Source organism: Phyllobacterium chamaecytisi, assembly GCF_020164455.1.
GTDB lineage: Bacteria > Pseudomonadota > Alphaproteobacteria > Rhizobiales > Rhizobiaceae > Phyllobacterium > Phyllobacterium chamaecytisi.
Window position 1 is genome coordinate 161173 of record NZ_JAIQWW010000010.1, and the last position, 25028, is coordinate 186200.

General features: G+C 56.0%; 21 protein-coding genes and 5 pseudogenes. 13 read left to right on the plus strand and 13 right to left on the minus strand.

Translation table 11 applies throughout. From position 1 onward, the window contains the following. Window positions 1–284: 284 nt before the first annotated feature. Window positions 285–758 carry a helix-turn-helix domain-containing protein gene (locus LB462_RS16990; protein ID WP_224510478.1) on the minus strand — a complete coding sequence of 158 codons (474 nt, stop codon included), beginning with the start codon at window positions 756–758 and terminating at the stop codon, window positions 285–287. Window positions 759–978: 220 nt separating this feature from the next. Between LB462_RS16990 and LB462_RS16995 the strand changes: the two genes are divergently transcribed. Further along, the gene (locus LB462_RS16995) at window positions 979–1368 is read left to right on the plus strand and encodes a hypothetical protein (protein ID WP_224510480.1); all 390 of its coding nucleotides are present in this window, start codon (window positions 979–981) and stop codon (window positions 1366–1368) included. A gap of 92 nt (window positions 1369–1460) precedes the next feature. Here the strand turns inward: LB462_RS16995 and LB462_RS17000 are convergent. Further along, a pseudogene (locus LB462_RS17000) lies at window positions 1461–1628 on the minus strand (thermonuclease family protein); the annotation flags it as partial. Window positions 1629–1769: 141 nt separating this feature from the next. On the opposite strand from LB462_RS17000, the gene LB462_RS17010 reads away from it, so the two are divergent. Next, on the plus strand, window positions 1770–2150 hold the full coding sequence (locus LB462_RS17010) for a hypothetical protein (RefSeq protein WP_224510483.1): 381 nt from the start codon (window positions 1770–1772) through the stop codon (window positions 2148–2150). Here the strand turns inward: LB462_RS17010 and LB462_RS17015 are convergent. After that, on the minus strand, window positions 2126–2350 hold the full coding sequence (locus tag LB462_RS17015) for a hypothetical protein (RefSeq protein WP_224510485.1): 225 nt from the start codon (window positions 2348–2350) through the stop codon (window positions 2126–2128). The genes LB462_RS17010 and LB462_RS17015 overlap by 25 nt on opposite strands. 254 nt (window positions 2351–2604) lie before the next feature. On the opposite strand from LB462_RS17015, the gene LB462_RS17020 reads away from it, so the two are divergent. Continuing rightward, on the plus strand, window positions 2605–3807 hold the full coding sequence (locus LB462_RS17020) for a DUF1173 domain-containing protein (protein WP_224510488.1): 1203 nt from the start codon (window positions 2605–2607) through the stop codon (window positions 3805–3807). A 300-nt stretch (window positions 3808–4107) separates the two neighbouring features. Here LB462_RS17020 and LB462_RS31800 read toward each other — a convergent pair. Together LB462_RS31800 and LB462_RS17030 are read right to left on the minus strand one after the other, a co-directional pair. Continuing rightward, window positions 4108–4312 (minus strand): annotated as a pseudogene (locus LB462_RS31800) (hypothetical protein); the annotation flags it as partial. A 98-nt stretch (window positions 4313–4410) separates the two neighbouring features. Then, window positions 4411–4722 carry a DUF736 domain-containing protein gene (locus tag LB462_RS17030; RefSeq protein ID WP_224510503.1) on the minus strand — a complete coding sequence of 104 codons (312 nt, stop codon included), beginning with the start codon at window positions 4720–4722 and terminating at the stop codon, window positions 4411–4413. Between the two features lie 1081 nt (window positions 4723–5803). On the opposite strand from LB462_RS17030, the gene LB462_RS17035 reads away from it, so the two are divergent. After that, window positions 5804–6604: a DUF1194 domain-containing protein gene (locus LB462_RS17035; protein ID WP_224510505.1), complete on the plus strand. Its 801-nt coding sequence runs from the start codon at window positions 5804–5806 to the stop codon at window positions 6602–6604. Window positions 6605–6635: 31 nt separating this feature from the next. Then, a pseudogene (locus tag LB462_RS17040) lies at window positions 6636–6989 on the plus strand (IS66 family transposase); the annotation flags it as partial. 18 nt (window positions 6990–7007) lie between these two features. On the opposite strand, the pseudogene LB462_RS17045 reads toward LB462_RS17040, so the two are convergent. After that, a pseudogene (locus LB462_RS17045) lies at window positions 7008–7300 on the minus strand (putative quinol monooxygenase). 547 nt (window positions 7301–7847) lie between these two features. Continuing rightward, window positions 7848–8576, minus strand: a complete 729-nt coding sequence (locus tag LB462_RS17050) for a Crp/Fnr family transcriptional regulator (RefSeq protein ID WP_224510506.1) — start codon at window positions 8574–8576, stop codon at window positions 7848–7850. A 166-nt stretch (window positions 8577–8742) separates the two neighbouring features. Here LB462_RS17050 and LB462_RS17055 point away from each other — a divergent pair, with 166 nt between their 5' ends. The 3 genes from LB462_RS17055 to LB462_RS17065 all read left to right on the plus strand — a co-directional run bounded on the left by LB462_RS17055 (window position 8743) and on the right by LB462_RS17065 (window position 11509). Further along, complete coding sequence (locus tag LB462_RS17055; RefSeq protein WP_224510507.1) at window positions 8743–9021, plus strand: hypothetical protein; 279 nt, start codon at window positions 8743–8745, stop codon at window positions 9019–9021. A 340-nt stretch (window positions 9022–9361) separates the two neighbouring features. Beyond that, window positions 9362–10552, plus strand: a complete 1191-nt coding sequence (locus LB462_RS17060; protein ID WP_224510509.1) for an epoxide hydrolase family protein — start codon at window positions 9362–9364, stop codon at window positions 10550–10552. Between the two features lie 606 nt (window positions 10553–11158). Then, window positions 11159–11509 (plus strand): hypothetical protein, encoded by a 351-nt coding sequence (locus LB462_RS17065; RefSeq protein ID WP_224510511.1) that lies wholly within the window; start codon window positions 11159–11161, stop codon window positions 11507–11509. Window positions 11510–11750: 241 nt separating this feature from the next. Here the strand turns inward: LB462_RS17065 and LB462_RS17070 are convergent. After that, window positions 11751–12074: pseudogene (locus LB462_RS17070) on the minus strand (YnfA family protein). Between the two features lie 392 nt (window positions 12075–12466). Here LB462_RS17070 and LB462_RS17075 point away from each other — a divergent pair. From LB462_RS17075 to LB462_RS17085, 3 genes are all read left to right on the plus strand, one after another. Next, on the plus strand, window positions 12467–12943 hold the full coding sequence (locus tag LB462_RS17075) for an Hsp20 family protein (RefSeq protein ID WP_224510513.1): 477 nt from the start codon (window positions 12467–12469) through the stop codon (window positions 12941–12943). A 1989-nt stretch (window positions 12944–14932) separates the two neighbouring features. Next, window positions 14933–15148, plus strand: coding sequence for a hypothetical protein (locus LB462_RS17080; RefSeq protein ID WP_224510515.1), 216 nt, complete (start codon window positions 14933–14935; stop codon window positions 15146–15148). An 810-nt stretch (window positions 15149–15958) separates the two neighbouring features. Then, the gene (locus LB462_RS17085) at window positions 15959–16549 is read left to right on the plus strand and encodes an SOS response-associated peptidase family protein (protein WP_224510517.1); all 591 of its coding nucleotides are present in this window, start codon (window positions 15959–15961) and stop codon (window positions 16547–16549) included. Window positions 16550–16843: 294 nt separating this feature from the next. On the opposite strand, the gene LB462_RS17090 is transcribed toward LB462_RS17085, so the two are convergent. The 5 genes from LB462_RS17090 to LB462_RS17110 form a co-directional block, all read right to left on the minus strand. Further along, window positions 16844–20110, minus strand: a complete 3267-nt coding sequence (locus LB462_RS17090) for an error-prone DNA polymerase (RefSeq protein WP_224510519.1) — start codon at window positions 20108–20110, stop codon at window positions 16844–16846. After that, window positions 20107–21630: a DUF6504 family protein gene (locus LB462_RS17095; protein WP_224510522.1), complete on the minus strand. Its 1524-nt coding sequence runs from the start codon at window positions 21628–21630 to the stop codon at window positions 20107–20109. Before LB462_RS17095 ends, LB462_RS17090 begins: the two co-directional genes overlap by 4 nt. Next, window positions 21545–22306, minus strand: coding sequence for an ImuA family protein (locus tag LB462_RS17100; protein WP_224510524.1), 762 nt, complete (start codon window positions 22304–22306; stop codon window positions 21545–21547). The genes LB462_RS17095 and LB462_RS17100 overlap by 86 nt, the downstream gene beginning before the upstream one ends. A 435-nt stretch (window positions 22307–22741) precedes the next feature. Further along, on the minus strand, window positions 22742–22915 hold the full coding sequence (locus LB462_RS17105; RefSeq protein ID WP_112526863.1) for a YdcH family protein: 174 nt from the start codon (window positions 22913–22915) through the stop codon (window positions 22742–22744). 519 nt (window positions 22916–23434) lie between these two features. Then, complete coding sequence (locus tag LB462_RS17110) at window positions 23435–23749, minus strand: plasmid stabilization protein (protein ID WP_224510526.1); 315 nt, start codon at window positions 23747–23749, stop codon at window positions 23435–23437. Between the two features lie 248 nt (window positions 23750–23997). On the opposite strand from LB462_RS17110, the gene LB462_RS31585 reads away from it, so the two are divergent. Continuing rightward, window positions 23998–24366, plus strand: coding sequence for a con-10 family general stress protein (locus tag LB462_RS31585; RefSeq protein ID WP_370637202.1), 369 nt, complete (start codon window positions 23998–24000; stop codon window positions 24364–24366). 202 nt (window positions 24367–24568) lie between these two features. Next, window positions 24569–24778 carry a hypothetical protein gene (locus LB462_RS17125; protein WP_224510529.1) on the plus strand — a complete coding sequence of 70 codons (210 nt, stop codon included), beginning with the start codon at window positions 24569–24571 and terminating at the stop codon, window positions 24776–24778. The last annotated feature ends 250 nt before the right edge of the window (window positions 24779–25028 follow it).

Here is a 25028-nt window from a genome sequence, read left to right on the forward strand (position 1 = left end):
ATCGGCATGCTCGTCTATCGGCATCTATCCAAGCGCTGCAAACGAAAGTGCCCGCAACAAACGAGGCCAGACACATCCTCGCGATAAAAATGCTTGAAGAACAGTTCCTTCGGAAGCATCTGATTGACATCCGCCCGTCTACAAACCACGGAGCTCAAACCAAATTGATATATCTTAGTCTAATGCTGGCAAAGACCCGAACCTCCATGAATGAACGTACCATTGCGCGAATCATGAGATCGGTGGAATGTTTTCTTTAACGGCAACGCTGCGAACCGCCTCGCCTAAGTCTCGCCTGCCTTTGCCTGGAGAACTGCAACAGTCTCAAGCAGCGTTGTGACGGAAGCCATCGTTTCTGCAGGAAGATCCTCCAGCAATTTCATGATCCGAAATCTGCGTTCAGCTTCCACTTCCGACTTACCCCACAAGTGAGGTGCCGTGCTGAACAGCATGGAAAGTGGTGATGCGCCAAGGACTTCGCTGAGGTGGATCAGTCGGCTGACGGTCATTTTAGAGGAGTTTCGTTCATAGCGTCCGTACACCTGTTCGCTCAGTCCGACGAGTATCGCTATGTCCGCCCTGCTAAGACCTTGTTTTTGACGACAGCGCCGCAGTGCTTCGCCGAGCCTATCATCCAATTCTCCGAATGTCGCGATACCGTCGAAACCTGGTCTTCTGTAAACCGGTTTTTCATTGTCGGGATCAGTGGTTTGTACCAGTTCCAATTCCGAGATGTGCTCTTTCAAATCCTTAGTCATTTCCCCCAATCACCAAAACGTTGCGCTGATGTCATACATCACGACGCCGCCCAAATGCTATGCATTTCATTCAAATAGGCGCTATCCATCACGATAGTCCATACGTTTAGCGGTCGGGATCATCTGTTATTTTCGCAAGTTGAACCAGATCCGGGTGATTTGACCTGAGATGTCCTCCTTCATATCGAAATAATACGGATCGCGCCGCAATGGCCTCTGCATGAATTCAGTAAAGGCGCAGGAACGACCATCTGAAAACACCCGCGTCACATCGTCGTTGGAGGTCGCCGTTCGGCTACCCGAGTATCGCGACGAACGATCGCCGGGCCGGCACGTCGTTTGGCGGCGCATGCACTGGGGCAGTTTCCCGGAGGCTTCATCACGGACACTGTCACCGGCAATCGGCTGCCAGCCTTCCGGGCACTCTGCGTATCGTTCATATCCAGGCTTTCCGGTGCCGGCTCCCTGGCAGATCGGCCAGGAGAACCCCGGCCTCTTCATGGCCGTGATCAGTTTCTCCATCGGGGGGCGGCAGCTGGCGACGTCCTGCCAGGACGGGTTGGAAGACGCAGCGCATAAAAGGACTTCACAACCCCAATCGCTGGCTTGAGAGGGCGATGTAAACCAAAGGGCGAATGGAATTGTGAGCATTGATGCAAGGATAAATTTCATGGAAAATGTCTCCCTAAACCTGTTGTGGGCCTACCGGTCTCGGCGGCTTGGTTGACGGCGTGCATCGGCGAACGGAGGCGTGATCTCGCTTTGGCGCTCGGAAAGCAGGTTGATGTCGGCAAATGGTTTGCGTCCGAGCGTCCTGTCTACTGCCTTTTGACGCCACTCCGTCATGTCGAGGACGTACGAACGGAATATCTATCGGGAGATTCAAAATGGCCTTGGCACCTTGCAAATGCAGGAACTGACAGATCCGGTGCACAAGGCGAGAATTGAGGTTCATGCACTGGTCGACGAAATCGAGCAACACAGGAGCTTCGGGCGCGTAGAGGGTGCTGCATGAGCAAGGCACGGCTTGAATTATCGGACCTGTCGATCGCGCCCCGTAAGGCGGAGCGGCAAACGGGGGTTGCGTCCAGCGCGGTCGCGTCCGTCACGCCTCCAGCGGCAGACAAAGTCGCCGCACAGATGTTGCCGAACCCGACTGAGACGCAACGTCGTGAAACAGCCGAGGCGCGCGCCATCGCGCAGGAGGATGCGCGCTACAGCCTCAAAAATCTGAAACGCTCCAAGCAGCGCAATGTCAAATTCTTCATCAACATTGCTCTCGATTACGAATTGAAAGCGCGGTTGCAGCGGGCCGCTGCAGAGAACGATCTCAAAATGACCGCTGTGGTGAAGGCAGCGCTCGACTACTACCTGACGGAGAATGGGTATTGAGGCCGCCCGGCGATACCGGCGCCGGTCGATCCGGGAGTGGGATCGCACCCATGGCGGAATCTGGCGCCAAGGCAGGCAAGGACCATGTTCTCGCGCAAGACGTCGAGTCCCCGGTCAGGCCAGTTCCGCCACGATCGGCCGCGGTCGACTGCGTTGCGAAGCTCGGCGCGCAGTTCTTCGATGTGGCGTTCGATCGTCATCTTCGTGTCCTTGACGTACGTGAAAGGAACCGACGCGGCGCGTCGAGAATGCCGGGCGCCAGCGACCGGCGGAGCTCAAGCCGATTGTGTCGGAACAAAGCGCAGCCAAGATTGGAGGGGCCGCACGACCTTGAATCGGTATTGTCCTTGCGCCACACCCGCAGATCACAGGAGACAGGGATATTCTCGGGTGGCACCTCTCGGGACGGCGAGGCAAGGCGGCAAGTAAGAGATTGATTGGAGGTGCAGGCGCCATGAGCGGACGCTACCGGATAGGTCAGGCGATACTGACACAGGAAGACGCCGGTTTCGGCGCCGCTCTTGCCGAAGCATATCGGGCCCGGCAAAGACCGGTCTGCCTGTGCTGCGACCAGGGTGCGGCGATGTATATCGCGCGCATAGGCGAGCAGTTTTTCGTCAAGCGCATGCCCCTATCGGGCGCTGACCACGACCCGCATTGCCAATCCTATGAACCGCCCTATGAGCTCTCAGGCCTTGGTCCACTGATCGGCGGAGCGATCCAGCTTGATCCGGACAAGGGCATGGCGGCGCTCAAACTCGATTTCTCCCTGTCGAAGCGTGGCGCGCTGAAGAGCACGGGTGGCGCAGTGCAAAATGAAAGGCCGGTCAAGAACGAGATCAGGAAGCTGTCGCTACGCGCGTTGCTGCATTATCTCTGGCATCAGGGAGGCTTGACCGAGTGGACGGCGCATTGGGCCGGCAAGCGCCACTGGTTTCAAGTCCGAAGCCATCTCATCGATGCGGCGGCGACGATGACTGTCAAAGGTGGGGCGCTGACGGAACGCTTGTTCGTCCCTGAGAACTTTCGACTGGATGACAAGGCGGCTATCGACAAAAGAAGGGCTCTTGCCCTTGCAGGTATCCGCACGTCGGCGGCTGGGCCGAGGAAACTGATGTTGCTGATCGGCGAGGTGAAGGAGTTTGCGTCAGCCCGCAGTGGCCAGAAGATCATCGTCAAGCATATGCCGGGCTTTCCATTGATGATTGAGGAAACCGTCTGGCGCCGGCTGCAGTCACGCTATGCCGCGGAGCTGCAACTTTGGCAGGCGAACACCACAATCCATCTCGTCGTCATCGCGACGTTCGGCATGACGCAGTCAGGTCTTGCCAGTATCGACGAGATCGTCCTGATGTCGACAAGTGAGCAATGGCTCCCGATCGAGAATGCCTACGAACAACAACTGGTCGAACGCTTGTCACGGCTCAGTCTGAAAAGCGTCAAGGGCTTGCGGTTCAACCTGTCCTGCAACCAGCCAATTGCAGCGGCCACCCTTCCCCATCGTCGGCCGGCGCCGGTAGCGCTCTATATCGTACCGCCGGATGCCGACGAAGAATTCGAGGCCGCGCTGGCGGATGTGATTGCGGCACGGACCGATGTCGAACCCTGGATATGGCGTGTGGCCGAAGGTGAGATGCCTCCCTTTCCTATCGGGTAGCAAGCGTCTTGATATCACTGCGGTGAACCGATCCCCGGCGACCGATTGAAAACTCTTCTGTGGGTGCCGCCCGTGATGCAGGAAGATTTGATTATGTGCGGGTGATCAAGTGCGGACTTCTGTAAGACCTGTATCTACGGCATTCCCAGAAGCCGTTGGCAGGTATGGTGATTGGCAGATCAGGTCCAAATCCCATTGTCGAACTTAGGTCCTCACGAGTTTTGACTGGTTTTCCTGATCCAGATCTGTTCGATCACTTTGCCCGTTCGGGTCGCCTTCTTTCACCCCCTTATCCCGGCGTCAGCCTTGCGCAGCCCTTTGGTCAGGCTGTGTCCTGGCCATTTTGTTGGCTGATGCGATTGCCACGAGCATCCGCTGCTTGCGCATCATCATCTGCGCCAGCCAGGAACTTCCGAAATCGATTTCGGCCTATCCAGTTCAGACGGGACATGGCCCCCATAGTCAGCAGTCTTCGGATATCGGTTTGCCCAGCTTTGGAAACGCCACAAAGCTGGCGTTCACACCAGCCAAGGCGCTGAAGGATGCGCTCAACAAGCAACCTGATGAAAGCCCCGCTCGGATCGAGCGGGGCTTCGTTGCCAATCAGCTGCGGCTGTTGCGCGACCAGATGAGCTGCAGACCTTCCTGGCCCTGGACTTCAGTGAGCGTCGCGTAGATCGGGGCAGGAAAGCTCGGGTCGTCGAGCTTGACCGAGATGTAGTCTCGCTCGGTCTCCCGGGCCTGTTTCTGCCAGCCTGCGCCGAACTCGACATTGCCGGCAAGGACCCGGAAGTCGGGAGCGTCTTCGGAAGTGCGTTCGACCCGGATGATCTTTGCCTTGACGTTGAGGTTGAGGGTCTTGATGGTGCCGGAAAAGCCGTTTTCCGAAGCGGTGAAAGAGCCGATGGTTGCCATTGTCTTGATCCTTCTCAGTTGCTCGGGCCGCGCCCATCGCGGCCTCGATGGTTGTCGATCAGACCGGGGGCGATCGGCCCGCACCTGAAAAGGCCGAAACGAAGTGGAGGACGGCCTTAGGACGAGGCTTTCTTGTTTCGCGAGGAATGGACGCGAACCGGGGTCCTCACATGGCCTGTCATGTGGGGTGGTTGCGGCCAAGGGAAGAAAACGAGCCGGCCGTTGCGGATACCGATCGAGCTGAACGGCGTGAGGCGCCCTTCGGTCAGACATGCCCCATCGAGACCGCGGGGGACGTGCCACGCCCATATAGAAAGGCGAGGCAATGGCGGGCCGCGGCGTTACTCCGCCAGCGACTCTGCCGCCCATCGATATCTTTGCCTCCCTTGAAGCGAGCTGATTGACATTACCAACGCGCGACGCACGCCTGCGAGTTTCCGGGGCGCCGCCTGTTTGACGGTGCTGGCGATGGACTTGAGAAAGGCGGGGCTAAAGCTGCCAATCGGCGTGATCGTCTCGAAATCGATTGCCTTGTCCAGTTCAACCGACCACTCGTCGAGAATGATCCAGCAGGGAGAATCCAGTCCGGCGCGACGATCTGGCTGATGGCAAGGGACACCCGGGCGGTGTCGGGCAATTGCGACGTGAGGTGAAACAGAAACATTACGCCCGGCACAGCGACGGTGGGAACGACGACACAAACCGCTCTCGCCGAGCGGCCCGGCTCTTCTCCCGCCGCCTGCCGGCTCCACGATTAAAATAACCGGACGATCTGTCCCAGGCTCAAGCATCGTCAGTCCCGATAATATCGCCAAGACCGGTCATCAATTCCTAATGAATGTCTTCCAGCGCTCGAACATGTCGCAGGGCTGTGTGTGGGAACGACTGATAAGCCTTCGATATTGCTCGGCCGTCAAAATGACACGTTTGTCCTTGCTTCGCCGCACGATGATCGACTTCCATTGGGATGAAACAGAGGCTGGCAGCATTACCAATTGGAGATACACTCGGTGCTCGCGGCTCGTTTGACACCAAGGGCTCTGCTGCCAGATGGCTGAATGAGGTAACTGGAGATAAGATAATGAGACGGCAATGGCCGCTTGTTGCCTGCTTTTGTGTTTTAAGCGGAGGTTCTTTTGCCCAGCCGTTTCCCGTGGCCGTCGATCTGGAACTGGTGATTGCGGTTGATGTCTCTTATTCGATCGATAGCGAGGAACAGAGGGTTCAAAGAGAAGGCTATGTGAATGCCTTTGGAACCCCCGAGGTCGTCAGAGCCGTGCTCGGCGGACCGCGGGGAAAGACCGCAGTGACGTTCGTCGAGTGGGGTGGCTCAGCGGTTCAGGTGGTGCCGTGGACTTTGATTGACGGTCCGCAGTCCGCTGCCCAATTTGCCGAGGAGCTGCGCCGGCAGCCGATAAGACGGATATCCTTTACATCGATCTCAAATGCGCTGGCGTTCGCGCGAGAGCTTATCCGAACCAATCGATTTTCGGCGAGCCGACACGTCATCGATGTTTCGGGCGACGGGCCCAACAATGCCGGAGCGCCGGTGCCCGTTGCCCGCGATGCGGCGATTGCGGATGGAATCACCGTCGATGGTCTCCCGATCATGTTGACGACCGGACCGGATCCGGCAGCGATCCATGACCTTGATGCGTATTACGAGGCGTGTGTCATCGGGGGAGACGGGGCATTTTTGGTGAAGGTGACAGACGTCAGTCAATTTGCCGAGGCAATTCGTAACAAGCTCGTTATCGAGATCTCGGGGTTCAAGCTCAGCGAACTTCACGAGCGCCAGCTGGCCGCCGCATTCGTGCAACACCCACAACCCTATAATTGCCTGGTCGGCGAAGAGTCGCAGGAGCGCGCCATTGGAAAGTGATTGCCGCTAAGCTGTTCGATTATCAGCTGCCCGCATCAGCGGCAAGACCGATCTGGCAAAGGCAATTCGTTACACCGCACTGCGTTGGGATCAACTGACACGCTATACGACTGATGGCCGTCTCGAAATGAGTAACAATGCTGCTGAGCGTTCGATCCGCCCATTGGCTCTGGGCCGGAACAACTATCTGTTCGCCGGCTCCGATGCTGGAGGCAAACGCGCTGCTGCCATCTATACCCTTATTGAGACAACTAGGATGAATGACCTTGATCCCGAGGCTTGGCTGGCCGATGTAATCAACCGTATCGCCGACCATCCGATCAATCGGATCAGCGAGCTGCTCCCGTGGAATTGGCAGCTATCTGCAATCAAGATCGCGGCATGACCCGATTCCTTACGGATTCTACTCAGATGCCGTGATCTTATAGTCACGCGGAATAGTGGACGTAGCAGAGAACCACTCGGACGCGCGGGTCCGTTGCTGATGGAAATCGAAGGCAGCACGATCTATAAAAAGCTCTTCCACTCGCCACACCAGAGCATCATCGGTCTGCGACACATCAAAGGAGATGCAACCCGGCTCCGCTCTGGTAAGACGAAGATGATCTGGAAGATACTGCTTAACCAGGTCGATATCCTTATCGATCCGCAACGTAGGAAACCGGACAGTTTAACCGCACCTATTCTGTCATTCATACTACACCATCTTATTTTGGGTTGTGCTTCACTCGACCTGCCACAGTTGTCTTTTATCCGCTAGCTTTGAATATGATAGAAGTCCAGCGACGCAATGGCCAAGAAATCGGCACTCCCATAAATCCGCCCCAAATCGCTATTGAGAGTTGCTCACGCCGAATTCAAGTCGAAACAACAGACAACTTTGAAGCTCCCGTTGAACGTGTGCCCCTAATCGCGGTCATGATCCCGCGGTTACCTTTAACGGCTTGCGGCTTCGCTTTCCGTTCAAAAGTGTCTTCGTACGGAAGCACCTCACAATCCGTGCTGTTGCAGTCCTTGCACCTGAACTTGACGCTTCTGATCTCGCGGCCATGGCCAAATATCCCGGCAACGCTTCCCGCGGTAAAGCTGGCTGTCTCGCTGCATTTGCGGCAGCGGGATCGCACGAGCATGCCGTGGCGAGCAGCCTGTCCCAATGTCTTTATTGTTCTTGCCATAAGACAAACTGAGAACACAGTCCTAAGTCGTCAAGAACGAATATGCCGAAGATGCTATTCCGCACACCTTATCGTTGTTGTCGCGACAGCCGTTCTCCGAGGAGTTTTTCATATTCACGCTCGGCTTCACCGTAAAAACCGTTAGCCTCGGCCATCAAACCCGCGCGATCAACAATGGCGACCTTGCCGCGGGTGGCGCGGATATGGCCTTCGGCTTCAAGTGAATGCAGCGTTTCTGTCACCCAGGGACGCCGCATGCCCAGCATCACGGCCATGAACTCATGGGTTAGGGATAGATCATGGCCCGAGGTGCGGTCATGCACCATCAGCAGCCATCGGGCCAATCTTGTCCGCGCTTCGGCCTGAGCGTTGACCAGAGCAGTCGTGGCGGTTTGAACAAACATCGTCTGTACATAAAGAAGAAACACCCGCTGCAGCGATCGGCTTTGCTCTATCGCCGCCAGCAATCTGCCGGCAGCAATCCGGTGGCCGGAACCGGGAAGTTGGATGTAGATGGAGAGCGGCGCGCTGGGGCTGCCGAGGACGAGCGAGGTCCCTGTCATTCCATCCAGGCCGACCAAAGCAATTTCGATATCGCCGCCGGAAGGGCTTTTTGCTACAATCGATGCTATGCCGTCCTCGATAAACAGCGCGGCGTCAATAGGCTCCCCCGGACTCTCGATCGGATCCCGCAGGGAAAAAGTTACGTATTCGAGATCCGCAGCGAGCAGCTGGAAATCAGCCGGTGACAACAATCTAAGGAGTTTGTTTTGAACAGCGGATTGAACCAAGGTCATGTTGCTCCTTCCCGCGAGGAACAAGGTGACGATCCAGCGCTTTCAAAAAAACTATAAATATCAAGATAAAAACCGGGAACAATGGTATGTCCTCCAGAGGACAATCCGGGAATATAGGCCACTCGGAGAATGTCGGTAAAACGGAGCTGCCGCGCCTGAGGTCAGGATGGATCGAAACGCCACATATCGCAGGCTCCTCAAGGAGGATGATATACCCCTTGACGCGGTATGCATACGGGTAATCCAAAAAGCTGGACGACCGCTCGCCGAAGTCGAGTGGCCGGAAAACAGCCTTACCGACAAAGGCGACTATTTCTATGCCACGCCCGTGCCTCTGGCACTCGAACGGGCGATTGACGTTAGAGACAATTACGGTTTTCGCGAGATTATCATCATTATCGACGATCTCGCGCTTTGGAACGAGGCGTGGGGAACTGTCATTTGAAATGGGATTGTTGCAACGGCCTTTATAGCCTCGGTCCTACTTCCGCGCACATAGCGCTGTGGCGCCCATTGATTTAAAACGCCAATTTACGTTCCTCTCGCACTTTGAGGCTATGCAAAGCTTGGCTGGGTCTACTTCCAATTCGACACAGATGTTACTGTAACATCCTTGTGTTTTGTCCACTAGAAGACCATCGTGCTGCCCACACCGCTCAGACCGTCTATCAGCATCTCGGCGCGGACCTCCACTGGCCACATCCACCGAGCACATGAGATGCTACGGGCGTTCGTTGTGAGGAACATGTCTCTCTGTTTTTGGCCCGACCGACAGGAGCATACCAATGGCAGACCAAGCAGTAGTTGAAGCTCTTCGACCGTTTGAAGTGAATTTTTCGGATGAGGCACTCGCCGACCTAAAACGGCGGCTGTCCCAGGCGCGCCTACCCGAGGAGGAACCCGTTGACGACTTTTCCCAAGGCGTGCCGCTCAAAACTGTCCGGCAGCTCTTGGCTCACTGGCGCGACAAATATGACTGGCGCAAGGTTGAAGCCCGGCTCAACGCCGTGCCGAACTACCTTACTGAAATCGACGGACTGGATATTCATTTTATCCATGCTCGTTCGAAGCACGAAGATGCCCTTCCGATAATTATCACACATGGATGGCCCGGCTCCATCATCGAGCAATTGAAGCTTATCGGTCCGCTGACAGATCCGACTGCATACGGCGGGCGTGCCGAGGATGCCTTTCATGTGATCATACCTTCAATGCCGGGTTACGGCTTGTCCGGCAAGCCGACCACAACCGGCTGGGGACCAGAGCGCATCGCCGACGCTTGGATCACTTTAATGCAGCGGCTCGGATACAAGAAGTATGTGGCGCAGGGCGGCGATTGGGGCGCAGTCGTTACCGAAATGATCGGTGTGCGAGCTCCCCCGGAACTGGCCGGCATTCACGTCAACATGCCGGGAGCCGTCCCTGAAGATATCAACGGGGCAGCTTTCGGAGGAGCACCAGCACCGGCTGGTCTTACCGATGAGGAGACCAGCACATACAATCAGCTCGTCTCGTTCTATAAGAAGGTTTACTATGCATTTTGGATGGCAACGCGCCCGCAAACAGGGGTCGCATTTGCGGACTCACCCATTGGTTTGGCAACCTTTTTGATTGACCATGATCACGAGAGCTTGGCCATGATCGCGCGCTCGTTCGACGGACAGACTGAGGGCATGACGCCTGACGATGTTCTCGACAACTGCACTTTGTTCTGGCTGACAAATACGGGCGTTTCAGCCGCTCGGCTTTACTGGGAGAATAAGCTTCCATTCTTCACTCCCAAGGGCGTAAAGGTTCCGGTCGCCGTGACCGCATTTCCAAACGAACTCTACCAGACACCACGCAGCTGGGCGGAGAAGGCATATCCAAACCTAATCCACTACAACAAAGTTGAAAAGGGCGGTCACTTTGCTGCTTGGGAACAGCCGACGCTACTGTCCAAAGACCTCTGGACAGCATTCCGATCGCTGCGTTGACACGAAGTGTGGGACGGCGGGTTACATCACGCCGTCCTGGGCTCACCCGTGTTGCTATCAAATCGTTTGCGTTTAGGTTTCCGAGACAAGTTTCCTATCCGTTTGTGGAATCTGTGGAAACCAATGATGGGAAATTAATACCGCTCTTGTCGTAATTGCTTGTTAGCTTTTTCAGAACTCTCAGAACCGATGTTTTTGGTAATCCAAGGGCGCATACATAAGGATGTGTAGGTCTTTTGATTTTTGCTCGTAGGCCTTTAGTCCGATCTCGCGTCGTCTGATTAATGCTAGCCTTGAGGATGCTGACGCCCCCCGTCGGCAAGGGCCCCAAGGCCAAGAGCAAGGTTAGCTACCCTTGAGACTCCAGTTGACCGGGCGTTTAAGAAGAGCAGCTACAGCACATTTATGAAATCGATACATTGCATACCTTATCCACATTGGCGGTGCTCGAAAGTCCACCGCCTTTTTGTTGGTATGATGAATTTCACTCCGGTTGTTGTGGCCGAAAATCTGCTGACGCCAATGGTGTGTGGCGCGATATGTGGGACGAAATGTGGCCCAAGGTGCTGACCGTTTTCATGCGCCTGAAATTGACAACAGATATGCATGACAAAAGGCGATGATACGACTAGGGCCGACAAGAAAGCTAAGGCGGCTGCAAGACTGCGTAAATGGCGGGCGGCCAATCCGCTGACTCCCGAACAGAAGGCGATGGCGATTGCGAGGGTCCGTAAATGGCGGGCTGCCAATCCGCTGGCTGCCAATCCACCGAGTCCCGAGCAGAAGGCGAAGGCAGCGGCTAAGGCGGCTGCAAGGATACGTAAATGGCGCGCTGCCAATCCGCTGAGTCCCGAGCAGAAGGCGGAGGCAGCGGCAAGGTCCCGGAAGTGGCGGCAGGCTCACAAAGAGCTCTACAATGCTTTGCGCGATGCCAATCGCGAACAATCCGACCTTTAGCGCCAGGCTCTCGCTCCAAGGACGGCATTTCCGGTTGCGCGTTTTATTGGCATGCGCGATCTACCGTTCCCTTATGTAACCATCACCGATCAATTCGGCGAAACCAAGAGCATTCGATCTGTTGTCGAAGCGGAGATACGGCTTGTTGCACATTGGCCGATAGGGAACGGCGACAATTCAAGGCAGCAAAGCGCGCTTGCTATGGCTTGCTCTATTTGGCGAGCTACTATGGAGCAAAGCGTTAGGCTCTCGTCGGAAATAGAATAACTGCGGCACCTACCAGGCAGATCAATGCCCCGGTCACGTCCCATCGATCCGGCTTGCTGTTCTCGACCAGCCACAACCACGAGATAGAGGCAACAATATAAACCCCACCATAGGCCGCATAGGCGCGTCCCGCTGCGGTAGTGTCAACTAAAGTAAGCAGATAAGCAAACGACGCCAGTGAGACCATGCCGGGCATGATCCACAGCGGCGACTTGTCGAGCCTGAGTCACGCCCAGAAGGAGAAGCACCCGGCGATCTCCGCAAGGGCGGCGCCGGCATAAACGAGAATCGTCAACATGGCTCCCACTTATAGATGGTTCCGCAGCGCGGGCTAGAGGCACTGTCATGGTGCTTTCTTCCCCACGTTCCGCCCGTTTTCATCAGATGAACTTCCGGTGTGACAGGCGGATCGATTGCCCTTTTAAATCAACAAACGTTTCGAATTTCCGTTTGCTACAACGGGTGGCAAACGCGGCAAAAGTTGAAACTCGATCTTCGAGTTATAAGTCCGATGATAGCCACTTCTCCACGTCGTATATTTTTTTGTTTTGGGCTACTCGCAAAGCCTTGACACCGCACAGCCCAATAACCAAATTTTTGCCGTCGGTCGCACTGTTTGGGCCGGCAGTCAGGGAGCGCCAAGCTTCTTGGCGCGCCTCATTTCTATGTTGCTCAAAGGAGGACTTAGCTATGAGAAGCAACGTCGATTTTTCCCCGTTCTACCGGTCGAGCGTCGGTTTCGACCGCATTTTCAACTTGCTTGAAAACTCCGCCCAGCCTCAGGCCTCGGACAAATGGCCGCCCTATGACATCGTCAAATTTGGCGAAGACAAATACCGGATTATCATCGCTGTAGCCGGTTTGTCGCAAGATGACCTGTCGATCACCCATGAGCCTAATCTGCTTGTGGTAGAGGGCGAAAAGTCCGGCGAAGAGGAATTGCAGTACCTCCATCACGGATTGGCGCTGCGGCCATTCGTTCACCGGTTCGAACTTGCCGACCATGTGACGGTTATCGATGCGCGTCTAGACAATGGGTTGCTAAGGATCGAACTCAAGAAAGAGATTCCCGAGGAGATGAAGCCGCGTCGGATTGCGATCGGCAGTACCGGCAACACTATAGTCGGCGAAAGCTCCAGGCAGGTTAAAGACAACCACGCGGCGTGATCATCAGAGCAAGCTAAGATCACCTCCCGCCTCGGATCATCGGGGCGGGAGAGTATTAGGAGAACGTACAACAGTTAGCGGCACAGGCACGCTTTGTTTGTCTCTGGGAGAGATACAGCATGCAAGCCACGATAATAAAACCATCGGGAAAACTGCCCGCCCCGCCAGAGCTTCTGCAAAAGATAAGGGCACAACAAGCTCCAAGTGATCCACCCCCTGCGCAGTCAATTTCCGAAATATTACGGAAGGCAAAGGGAGGGTATATGAGGCACCGGTTCAGGTCGACAAAAAGTTGATGAACCGCTGGCGATGGCCTTCTAGTAATGAAGCGGCCTTTTGGTGGCCGGGGCCTACGTTCGCGACTTGGTTGCGGAGGCACGCATCGAACCTGCGGCCTTCAAATACGGCGTCGCACTAAGGCCCAACTGCTTTGACCCGCACGCCGAGCGCTTCAACCTGGCGCCAGGTCTTTGTGCATGGTGCTGTGGTTTCTTCCGAGCTCCTTCGCCAGCATCTGCAGATCGATCATTGACGCGTGTTTGCATCCTACCCGCTGACAGCGCAGCGTGGGTCAGGATCGGTCGCGCCAATAAACGGACTTTGGACGGTACTGCCTTGGCGGCCTTTTTCGCAAGCTCAAGTTCCTGTTCGATTATTGGGGGTTTTATTGACTCTTTTTGTCCGTTGGCGGACACTCTTCAGGTCGCTACTTCATTAGGGCGCTGGCGATTGAGAGATGGAACGTGCTCCCGCCTAAACATATGGAGGGGCTTCCATGCTGTATTCAAGCATCGATCATATTTCCTCTGAAAATGAATGGCGCATCCTGCAAAAAGGCCCATCAACGAGCCTGCCAGATTCTTGGCCGTGATCCGAAATATGTCCTCTCGCAGAACAGGTGGCACGTACTGTGATGATGTTTTTTGCGCGAGGCGAAAGAGATTACGGGAGACTGGCTGCTATGACCGTAAAACGTGAAATCAATTTGTTTAAGTTTGGGACAGAGACGATGGGAACCACAGTCCGCGACATGTCCATGATAATAGCAAGCCGTCCCAAGCACTTGCACTGACTCGCGTACCGAGCATCAAGTTTGAATGCATTGCTGGTCGAGTCCCTCGGCCTCAGAACTTCACCCTGAACCCCGCGGTGCCATTGAGACTGTGACTGTCAGCAGTTTTGATGGAACCTCACTGTAGAGCGGATATTTGTCGTTATTCCAGTTATAGATGCCGCCAGCACCGACACCGCCCCAGGTGCGATCATTGGCCGTGGCGGGCCACGCATCAAACGCGAAAGAGAGAGGAGAACGAGACACACGCGTCACCGTACCTTGCCTCTTCCTCCTCCCAAGCAGGCTGACCGCAGATTGGGGTAATAAGGTGAGGGAAACTCGGTCAGTGCACTGAGAATACACCCGATCCTGGCCGCGATAAGCATGGCCATCCGGCTGTCCACCTAAAGGCGTATCCCGAATATCCATCTGGGCTCCTGGTAATCAATTCCTTTATCGCCGCATCCGCCGTCGCGGCGCCGAAAACCCGCCTCCCAGCGACATTCTTCACTGGAAATAGTAAAGCCGCATAAACAAGACGGGGCTTGCAATCCTATCGCCGAGATCAAAAAAGTCCTATGAGGACAGCCGTCGCCAGTTGTCCAGAGAAACGATAGCCGAGAAAATCAAGCTCCCTATGGTTTGGATGAAACATGTTCCACCTCCATGCCCGTTGGCCAGCTTCTATGCTTGGCTAAAACGACGCAATGACCTCATTCGTTGCAGCCAGGCATTTAACGTATTCGGCTATGGAAAGTCTCGCCCTTGGGTTAATCTCAAGTCTTATGTTGATTGGTTGGTCGTCGATTTTTCAGGCGTCCGTATGCCTACTCCAGAAGTGGTGCCTTTACTGCAAAAAGTCGCGTTGCATATTGTCGTAGCAAGCCTAGAATTTTTCCATGAAAGTTCCATCGCCTCATATGTCGGTCGATCATTTGGATCGCATCGACGAATGCGAAGCTGCATTGAAGGCTGAGTTTCAAGCTCTGACGGAAGCAGCGCTGGAGGCTGGTTGGGATAGATATGAAGTTGCCGTTGCTTTGGCCAATCTGGGTGATCGGTTGGTTGATGAAACGGCTAGGACCGCCGGTTCCCAGGCTGATATTGCAATTGCCAAAGCGCTTTTCGAAATTAAACGAGCGTTCTCCTGACAGCCACAGACAAGCCGACGCGGTGGCGCAAAGCTAAGGCTTGGTGTCGGTTCTAAGTACATCGTCCGCTGGCAAACATGGCATTGACGCACTCCCAAAATGAGCTTTTATTGTCTACGTCGCTGGACCTTGTAGTGGCGCCCGGCGATTGAGAGATGCCATGTGCTCCCGCCTAATACTGGTGCGGGAGGGATATTATGCCCCGTCAACTCAGGAAGCTGATCTACTCCAGTGCAGACTGGAGCCTAATGCAGAGTGCACTCCTGAATGCCACCAAAAACTGAACAGAGATCAGGGCCACGAAGCGGGCGAGAGTCGCCGCTGGCGAGAAGTACGAAGTCGATTATCTTGTGAAATCCCTTAATCTGGGGCGAGCAACTGATAGCCAAGTACGAAGGCAACAGGCAGAAAATAGAGGCGGAGGTGTCGAAGAGAAAAAAACGTCCGAAAACCTATGCTCACCTCTAAGTAGAGTTCCTTGCAGCTGCGCGTCCTTTGGCGTCGCTTCGAGACTGCAATCGTGGTCATACAAAAAGTTGATTGCATTGGGTGAGCTTCGAGAAGACCAACGTCACTATAATTTAGTCGGCCGGGTGCATATGGCCACCGGATACCGATTGCACTCGATCGATAAACGTTTTCAGCGGCTGCTTGATCGATTGGACGATGCGGAACAAGCGCAACTGGTGCGAGACGGCCAAGCTTGAGAATTCCTGTCCAGTTATCCAACCTGTCCTGGCCTATGTCGACTTTAGATTCATTCCCTCCCCTCGAAATGGCGGCAAAGCTGAGCTAGGTTGGTTGACAACCATGTGCAACGACTATGAGCAGCATATCCGTTGGGCCGAATACTGCGACATGATGCAGAAGCTAGAGCTTGGCATTCCTGCGCATCAGAGCGAACTCGATCTTCCGCGGGCCGATGACGTCAGGATCAACGATATGGCTCCCGTGATGCACGCTACCGGAGACAATATCGCACTATCGCAAATGAATTTCAGTTTCCCACCAACCGGGCGTGGTGGCCCCGTGTTCAATTTCCGGTCGGAGGGCCGTCAGTTTGCCAACAGCAAACGTTGCCTTATCCCGGCGAGCGCATTCTTCGAATTCACGGGCAAGAAATATCCGAAAGCGAAGCATCGGTTCACGTTGAACGATGCACCCTTTCTTGCCATCGCCGGTATCTGGCGCGAGGGACAAGGCAATCACCCCGCCGCCTTTACGATGCTGACAACGATGCCGGGACCGGACGTGGAAGCGTACCACAATCGCCAAGTGGTCGTGCTTCGCCCTGAAAACTGGGCCGCCTGGATTTACTTGACGAAACCCGAGGCAGAACTGCTGCGACCGCTCCCGGGAGGGTCACTCATCGCTGAGACGGTGCGGGCTGGGATCGACTGACTTGCAAAGGATCGTGCAGCTGAAACGGCAAGCCGAGGCGAGAGCTATCTTTCGAAGACGGAACAGCAGCATCTTCTACTTTTAGTGGGCGGGATCGGGCGATCCGGGGCAGAATTCTACGCCTCAGTCTCCGGGGTGGACGTCGGACTAAAAGCCTAAGTTGCATTGAACGATTTCACAGTACCGGTTACCACGATTAATCCTCCCGATAGCAATTCAATAGTATCGTTATCGCTCGACGCATCCCCTATCGAGCCTTTGCGCCGGGTAAGTATGATCTTGCGATCCCCTCCTCTATTTGAAATCGCGGGTCTTCACTTTGATCGTATCAATGTGCCCATAGGGATCAAAGAAGTCGCGCGTCTTCATGCCCTTTGGTACCGAGCGCGGATCGGCTGCAGGAATGCTGTGATGGAATTCGTCGCCCCGTCCATGCGGCAACGGAAATTCTGCATCCCGATCGCCAACACTTGCGAGTTCCGACGACAGATCCGTCAACCTGTTGGCGACGAGGTGGACGACATCGCCTTCCCGCTGGATCTTGCCCTTGATGGCCATCATGCCTGCAGACAACACGATGTGACGATATTTTTCGAATACCTTGACCCAGACGACCAGATTGGCGATGCCCGTTTCGTCCTCGATTGTAATGAACATAACGCCCTTGGCCGATCCAGGGCGTTGTCGAACCAGAACCAGACCCGCCGTTTCAACCCATCGTCCATCACGCGACTGCATGGCTTCGGCGCAAGATATGATGCGGCGATGACGCAGGCTCTCCCTCAGGAAGGTGACGGGATGATCGCGCAGGGTCAGTCCGACATGGCGATAGTCCTCAACAACCTCGCTGCCGGCCTTCATGGGCTGAAGCTGGACGATAGGTTCCTGCAGTTCCGGCACTGTTTGCGCTGCGCGAGCCGACGCGCTGGCGAACAATGGCAGCGGTTCATCGCGCAGGGCCTTGATCGCCCAGAGTGCTTCGCGCCGCACCAATCCCAAGAACGGCTGAAAAGCGTCGGCTTCCGCCAGTTCCACCAAAGAGGACGTCGAGACACCTGCCCGTCGCCAGAGGTCATCAACGGAAACGAAGGGCTCGTCGCTGCGAGTGCCGATGATCTTCGCAGCCTCCTTGTTGGCGAGTCCTCGAACCATCCGCATGCCAAGGCGTACGGCAAACCTGTCCTCGACGTCTGTCGGTTCCAGCGTGCAGTCCCAGCGGGAGGCATTGATGCAGACGGGTCTGACCTCGACACCATGATCGCGGGCATCACGGACGATCTGCGCCGGAGCGTAGAACCCCATCGGCTGCGCATTGAGAAGCGCCGCACAGAAGACGTCGGGATGCCAGCATTTCAGCCAGGAGGAGGCATAGGCTATCAGCGCGAACGACGCTGCGTGGCTTTCCGGAAAACCATAGGAACCGAACCCTTCAAGCTGTTTGAAGGTACGCTCGGCAAACGCGCGCTCATAGCCGTTGGCCACCATACCCTCGATGAGCTTGGTGCCAAACTTCGATACGCCGCCCGTGTGCTTGAAGGTGGCCATTGCCCTTCGCAACTGATCGGCCTCGCCCGGGGTAAAACCCGCACACTCTATGGCAACTCGCATCGCCTGTTCCTGGAACAGAGGCACGCCGAGCGTCTTGCCAAGAACCTTTTCCAATTCAGGCTTGGGATAGACAACCTCTTCCTTGCCCTCACGCCGTCGCAGATAGGGATGCACCATGTCCCCCTGGATTGGACCCGGCCGCACGATGGCGACTTCGATGACAAGGTCATAGAAGGTGCGGGGCTTGATCCGCGGCAGCATCGACATCTGCGCCCGGCTTTCGATCTGGAACGTGCCGAGCGTGTCGGCCTTGCGGATCATCGCATAAGTGCGCGGGTCCTCAGCGGGAATGGTTGCCAGATTAAGATTGATGCCCTTGTGTTCGGCAAGAAGGTCGAAGCCGCGTTTCATGCAAGACAGCATGCCGAGCGCCAGGCAGTCGACCTTCATGAACTTCAAGATATCGATGTCGTCCTTGTCCCATTCGATGACCTGACGGTCGGGCATGGCTGCCGGCTCGATCGGCACCAGTTCATCTAGCCTGTCATGAGTCAATACGAACCCGCCCGGGTGCTGCGACAGGTGACGCGGCGCTCCCGCCAGCTGATGTGCGAGATCAAGTGCCAGCCGCAAACGTCTGTCGGACATGTTTAAATTGAGGCTCTCGGCATGTTTGGCTTCGATGTCTTCGCCCCAACCCCAGACCTGCGATGACAGCATCTTCGTTACGTCTTCAGGCAATCCCAACGCCTTGCCGACATCGCGCAACGCGCCCTTGGCCCGATAGCGAATGACGGTCGAACAAAGGGCAGCGTGATTGCGGCCATAGGTTTCGAATACCCATTGCATGACGATCTCACGGCGCTCGTGTTCGAAGTCGACGTCAATATCGGGCGGCTCGCGTCGTTCTTCCGAGACGAAGCGTTCGAACAGAAGATCGTTGCGTTCCGGATCGATCGAGGTGATGCCAAGCACATAGCAGACCGCGCTGTTGGCGGCCGAACCCCTGCCCTGGCAAAGGATGTCACGTGAGCGGGCGAAGCGGACAATTGAATTGACCGTCAGGAAGTATGGCGCGTATTCGAGCGTCTCGATCAGCTTTAGCTCGTGCTTCAATGTTGCGATGACCTTGTCGGGCAATCCTTCCGGATAGCGCTCGGCGGCGCTTTCCCAAGTCATTTTCTCCAGTGCCTGTTGAGCGGACAGTCCCGGCAGCGTCCGTTCCTCAGGATATTGATAGGCCAGTTCGTCGAGGGAGAAATGGCAGCGGCGGGCAATCTCGAGCGTTCTGGCCAGCGCCTCCGGATAGCGGCCGAACAGCCGAGCCATTTCTTCCGGCGGTTTCAGATAGCGGTCCGCATGACGTTCGCGCCGGAAGCCCGCATCGTCGATACTGACATTGTGGCGGATGCAGGTAACGACGTCCTGCAGGATGCGGCGTTCGGGAGTGTGGAAGAGCACGTCATTGGTGACGACAGTCGGAACCTGTGCGTGTGCCGCCAAATTGGACAGATCGTGCAGCCGCAACTGATCATTCGGCCGTCGTCTCAGCGTCAGGGCCATGTATGCCCTGTCGGAGAAGAACTCCCGGAGCTTGCGCAGCTGAATCGCGCACAGATCGTCCGCCTGTTCCGGCAACAGAACGGCAATCAAGCCTTCGCCATAGGCAACAACATCTGACCAATCCAGAATACACTTGGCCTTGCCGCCGCGTTTTTTGCCGAGCGACAGCAGACGGCAGAGACGGGAATAGGCTGGTCGGTCTGTTGGGTAAACCAGGATCGACATACCGTCCGTGAGTTCGAGACGGCAACCGACAATCAATCTGACGCCTGCGTCCTTGGCGGCCTGATGTGCGCGAACGATCCCGGCGAGGCTGTTGCGATCGACGATTGCCAATGCCTCGATGCCGAGCAGTGCAGCCTGACCGAACAATTCCTCGCAGGAACTGGCTCCCCGCAGAAACGAGAAGTGCGACGTCACCTGCAATTCTGCGTAGCGATGCTCGTTCATCCGAACAATCCGTGCATGAACCAATGATGTGACCCTGTCTCGGTATCTTCGCCGTCGCCTGACCTATAGATCCAGAACCGTTCGCCCGCCTCGTTCTCGACGATGAAATAGTCCCTGACAGCAACCATCTCCGCATCGCGGCGCCACCACTCACCGAACACTCTTTCTGGTCCATCGGCTCGTTTGACGCGGTGGCGAATGCCCCGCCAGGTGAACGAGGCGGGAGGATGATCGGGCAGTAACGCAACGGTTTCGATGCGCTCGGGAGATTTCAGCAACCGCGTCGGCCGCGGCCAATCCGCGGGCCAGTTCTCCAAAGTCTCGGGCGACAGTGCCGCGATGCGTTTGACCGAGCGTTCGGGCACGTCACTCGGAACGGCAGCAACGCGATAAATGCGTGTTTCGCCGACACGGTTGGTGAGCGTGTCAACCAATCCCGAAACATCAGCCTCGGGTTCCGCAATCAACGAGGATATGGTCTGCTTCATGCCGAGCGGCTCGGCGACCGCCGCGACGAGATTCATGATCTCGATGCCGAAGCCCGGATCGATCGTGCCGATCTTGTCGCAGAGCAGCCGTGTCAAACGCTTCACATCGCGGACCGGAAGCGCTGTTCCGACACGGACCGCTTCGATACGATTGTCGACCCGGTGCAGCAGCAGATCGAGACGTCTGGCTCCAAGACCCTTTGTTTCCAGCAAACCGCAGAGTTGTTCGACCAGTTTGCCGATGTAGCGGGCAATGGTTTCGGCGGCACCGATCGGTTCGGCAAAGGCGCGCCGCACCTCGATCAGGTCGGGTGTCCGGATCGGATCGATTGGTTCAGCTACACGCCCCAAAGCCTGATCCAGCCGACGCGCGATCTCGGGTCCAAAACGCAAGGCTAGTGGTGCCCGGGGTGTTGCGCCAAGTTTGCCTATCGTGGAAAAACCCAGGACCTGCAGTGCCTCGACGGTATCAACAGGCAAACGCAGTGCATTGATCGGCAACTCCGCCAAGGCTGCTGCGTTGGCACCCGGCGGCACGATCAGTGTCGGAGATGCACAGGTACGCGCAACCGCGTGTGCTGTACCCCATGTGTCGGCGATCGCTGCGCATGCGGCGATACCTGAAGTGCGAAACCTCTGAACCATCTCGTCGAGCATTGCCTCCTCGCCTCCACGCAGATGATCAGCGCCTGTGGTATCAAGAACGATGCCGTCAGGATGGTCGGCGGCAACGATCGGCGCGTAACGCTGCATCGCCCACAGCGCCATCCGTTCAAGCGCTTCAGCACCGGCTTTTGGATCGGCATCCATGGTAATGAGCCCGGTGACCAGGGCCTGGGCCTTGGTTGCCGCCATGCCGACACGCAAGCCCGCCCGGATGGCGGCTGTGTTGACGGCAGTCACCACCCGGCGGCGTGCGTCGCGACCGATGAGAACGAGCGGAGCCTCAGGCGGAGGCGCGGCGTCGCCCAATTTCCTTCTGAGGCGATCCGTAGACCACGTCGGAAGGAAGAGCGAGACGACCCTTGTCATCGCAGGCCTCCACTTCGAAATCGGCTGATTCTCCGGCACGGCAGCGGATCAGTTCTAGCTGCCAGCGCGCACGCCCGACGCCGGGCACGGGCAGAGGTGATGATGGCAGCGCAGACACGCGCCACCGCGTGACGGACGCCGTCGGCTGGCCAAAGTCTGCTGCCTCGGTCTGCCGCCGCCAGCGCCGCACTGCGATGCCAATGGTGCCGGACCCTTCTGCGGCGAGTTGCAGCCGACGGGATGATGTCATCGACAGCCGCGCAACCTCGGCGACAACCGCACCAAGACCGCCATGGCGCAGGCCCTCTTCGAAGCAGGCAAGCACGGCCTTTTCGTCCCCAGCCTCTACATAAATGACGCGATTGCTTCCCAATCCGACATGGGCAATTGCCGGAGCAAACAGGTCCTGCCGGGTGATGCACCAAAGGACCTTGCCTTTGGTCCGCGCCGCGATGCCTGCCGCAAACAATGCCGCAGCAGCACCGTCAATCGCGCCATTGCCACCGCCAGCCACCTCGTGCAGGCAGCCGAGGGCAAGGCCTCCACCCGGCAACACGCGATCTATTGCCTTGAGGCCGAACGGCAGCACCTCGGCACCGCGTGCCCTGTCCCCCTCGAGCCGCGCTATGCGATCACGAAGTTCGGCAATGACGGGCTTGGTGCGGACGTCGTTCACGCATGGTCCTTTCAACGCAGCAATGCGTATGGGATTTAATTGTTCCTCTTTTGTTCTTATTTCAGATACAAGAGTCAACAGGGTTGGCAGACCGGATTTGCTTCACGAAGGATAAGCCACGGATTCACAACAATCTTATATTTAACGAGGTAGACGCTGTCTGAATGTCGGAACCGATATTCTGGGATTCAGCATGGGAATACGCCAACAATCGAGTTCCTATGAATTGCAGCCATAATCGCAGCCATCAGTCCGAGATTGAACACGAGTTTCAGCATGCGCCTGAGGGAAAAAGAATTGGTCCAGCACGAAGCGTCAGTACCCAGATCATTGGTCAATCCAATTTTGTTCCACAGTGAACAGGCTAACGGCGATCTCAGAAAAGCAAAAGTCCCGGACTGGCCGGGACTCTCACGGGACTTCTGTCCGGAAATACTAGTGAAGCGTTTCCTTCAGATGGACAATCTGCTCCTTGAGAGCCAGCTTCTCTTTCTTCAGTCGAGTGATTTCGAGGGTATCGGCGGAAGGTGCTGCCTCAAGTTCTGAAACCGCGCGTTCCAGTTCCTGATGCTTGGTTTGCAGTGATGTGATGTGATTTTCTACGGACATCCGGGTCAGCTCCTCTGCTCGTTTTCCACATGCAGTACCTGCCGCCCGTTCCCAGGAGCTCGGTCACTGCACCTGTAACAAAGGTAGGTCCATAATCCTTTTGGATCAAGGCAATCAGCAAAATTCTTTTTTTTGTACAATATGTTAGCGATAAGCGGAAATATATTCCGGCTAACACGAATAAATCAAAAGGATTAGGCGCGGTAGTCTGCATTTTGATGCGTTCAGAGTTTGAGTCGCCGTGCTCCAAACGCAAGCAGCGGTAGGTGCATAGATTTGTCATGAGTTTAATGCCGGGCTCGGCGTTCCAAATCAAGGAGCACCTGGCCACCAAATGCTGTTTGACTGACGGATATGTGAAGAATTCCTAGTGTCGTAGACACGGCTGAAACCCCAGCAACAAAAGGAGCAGATTCACTTGCGGAAGAATCAACATTCGAGCACAAGTCCTTCGGACGGTTAAAGTGCCGGCGTGACAGGCCGATAGATTGCGCTTGCTAAGCACCCAAAGTTGGCACGCTAGTGTCCAGCGTGTTCTGCGTTCCGCTTGCGGGTCGCTGCCGCTTTTTTTGCCGAAGCCGATCGTTGAGCTGCAGATCGGCGGGATGCAGCAGAACCACCCTTGCGACCGCCTTTTTCCGAAGACTCGTGGGTATCCATCTTGCCGCGTCCTGACCCTGATTTGTTGCCGCCTCCGCTCTCCTTGTTGACCGTCGCCCAGGCGCGCCGTTCCGCCTCTGAATCGGAGACGCCGCGTTTTTCATAGCCTTCGGCAATGTGATCTGCTTTGCGCTCCTGCTTGTCGGTATATTTTGATTTGTCGCCTCTTGGCATGGTCGCCTCCTGCATTTGGGGTGGATCCCTAGAAAAAGCGCGCTTGCTATTTTTGTTCCGTCATTGCTGCCATTATCGCTGTTCAAGCCGCAGGTAGACACGGTCCGACTTTCAAACTTTAAGCGCGACGAGCCTTGTTTTGTCATCTACCGCACAGTTTTAAAATTACAAAAAATTCAGGGAACCATTGCGGCAAAAACCTGTTTGTGCGGGCAACGGGGTTAACCTGAAACCAATGGAGGAAAGTTATGCCGAACAACAACAATCGCCAACAGCAGGGTGGCGGTTCAGACCGCGGATTTGCATCGATGGATGATGACAAACAGCGGGAAATCGCCAGTGAAGGCGGACAGCAGTCTGGTGGTAATTTCAAGAACGATCCGCAGCGGGCAGCCGAGGCCGGCAGAAGCGGTGGCCAGCAGTCCGGTGGCAGCTTCGAGAATGATCCCGATCGGGCGGCTGAAGCTGGCCGTCAGGGCGGACAGCAGTCCGGCGGAAACCGCAGCGGCGGCCAGCAGTCGGCGGAAACCGACGAAAGCCGCCATCAACGCGGTGGAAATTTTGCAGACGATCCGGAGCGTGCGCGTGAAGCCGGTCGAAAGGGTGGTCAAAGCTAAGACTAACGGTAAGTTTGCGGCCGGATTCTCCCGGCCGCAAACTTACGGAATTAGGTAGCAAAGACCACCAATGGCCTATTAACCGACTGATACAGCTAGGAATAGTCCGTTCGTTATTAACTCCTGAGTCTCTTCTCAAGGGTTCAAAACCAAAGCTTTTAGTTCCTTGCGGCCGTTTCGAACGTTCCGAGCTGGTAGACCGATGCCCGCGTTCGACATCCTTGCGGTCGATCTTCCGGCTTCGAGAAAATCGGTATTAAGAAAAACTTTGGTTACCCTAGCCGAGTTCGAGTTCTTCAGCGGCTACGTCGATGCTGGCCTGTTTCCCAATGATCACGAAGCATATGCGAGCGGCGAACTGGCCAGAATGATCGAAGACGCAACAATTGGTCCTAGTGCGTTTTCCCTGTAGCGAACGGTTCTTCCTCCGTTGACCATCTCCCCAATGAACAAGTGGACAGGACGTAAAGTTTGCCTGTCATCACTCTTCTAGGGCCCCGGATGAATTATGCTATCATATGGATTGCTCGCGCAGCTAAGGAAAGGTTGAATGAGGAAACTCAGCCCTGCCGTCGTTTTGACGATGTCGCTTGTTTCAACTTTGTCGAGTGCGCTGGCTCAAAGCACTGATCCGAGCGCGCCGACGGCTGCGCCTGTCTGCA

Bases quoted from the DNA above. Each gene is read 5' to 3' on its own strand.
- LB462_RS16990 (WP_224510478.1), bottom strand. From the start codon at position 758: ATGACTAAGGATTTGAAAGAGCACATCTCGGAATTGGAACTGGTACAA.
- LB462_RS16995 (WP_224510480.1), top strand. From the start codon at position 979: ATGAATTCAGTAAAGGCGCAGGAACGACCATCTGAAAACACCCGCGTC.
- LB462_RS17010 (WP_224510483.1), top strand. From the start codon at position 1,770: ATGAGCAAGGCACGGCTTGAATTATCGGACCTGTCGATCGCGCCCCGT.
- LB462_RS17015 (WP_224510485.1), bottom strand. From the start codon at position 2,350: ATGACGATCGAACGCCACATCGAAGAACTGCGCGCCGAGCTTCGCAAC.
- LB462_RS17020 (WP_224510488.1), top strand. From the start codon at position 2,605: ATGAGCGGACGCTACCGGATAGGTCAGGCGATACTGACACAGGAAGAC.
- LB462_RS17030 (WP_224510503.1), bottom strand. From the start codon at position 4,722: ATGGCAACCATCGGCTCTTTCACCGCTTCGGAAAACGGCTTTTCCGGC.
- LB462_RS17035 (WP_224510505.1), top strand. From the start codon at position 5,804: ATGAGACGGCAATGGCCGCTTGTTGCCTGCTTTTGTGTTTTAAGCGGA.
- LB462_RS17050 (WP_224510506.1), bottom strand. From the start codon at position 8,576: ATGACCTTGGTTCAATCCGCTGTTCAAAACAAACTCCTTAGATTGTTG.
- LB462_RS17055 (WP_224510507.1), top strand. From the start codon at position 8,743: ATGGATCGAAACGCCACATATCGCAGGCTCCTCAAGGAGGATGATATA.
- LB462_RS17060 (WP_224510509.1), top strand. From the start codon at position 9,362: ATGGCAGACCAAGCAGTAGTTGAAGCTCTTCGACCGTTTGAAGTGAAT.
- LB462_RS17065 (WP_224510511.1), top strand. From the start codon at position 11,159: ATGACAAAAGGCGATGATACGACTAGGGCCGACAAGAAAGCTAAGGCG.
- LB462_RS17075 (WP_224510513.1), top strand. From the start codon at position 12,467: ATGAGAAGCAACGTCGATTTTTCCCCGTTCTACCGGTCGAGCGTCGGT.
- LB462_RS17085 (WP_224510517.1), top strand. From the start codon at position 15,959: ATGTGCAACGACTATGAGCAGCATATCCGTTGGGCCGAATACTGCGAC.
- LB462_RS17090 (WP_224510519.1), bottom strand. From the start codon at position 20,110: ATGAACGAGCATCGCTACGCAGAATTGCAGGTGACGTCGCACTTCTCG.
- LB462_RS17095 (WP_224510522.1), bottom strand. From the start codon at position 21,630: ATGACAAGGGTCGTCTCGCTCTTCCTTCCGACGTGGTCTACGGATCGC.
- LB462_RS17105 (WP_112526863.1), bottom strand. From the start codon at position 22,915: ATGTCCGTAGAAAATCACATCACATCACTGCAAACCAAGCATCAGGAA.
- LB462_RS17110 (WP_224510526.1), bottom strand. From the start codon at position 23,749: ATGCCAAGAGGCGACAAATCAAAATATACCGACAAGCAGGAGCGCAAA.
- LB462_RS31585 (WP_370637202.1), top strand. From the start codon at position 23,998: ATGCCGAACAACAACAATCGCCAACAGCAGGGTGGCGGTTCAGACCGC.
- LB462_RS17125 (WP_224510529.1), top strand. From the start codon at position 24,569: ATGCCCGCGTTCGACATCCTTGCGGTCGATCTTCCGGCTTCGAGAAAA.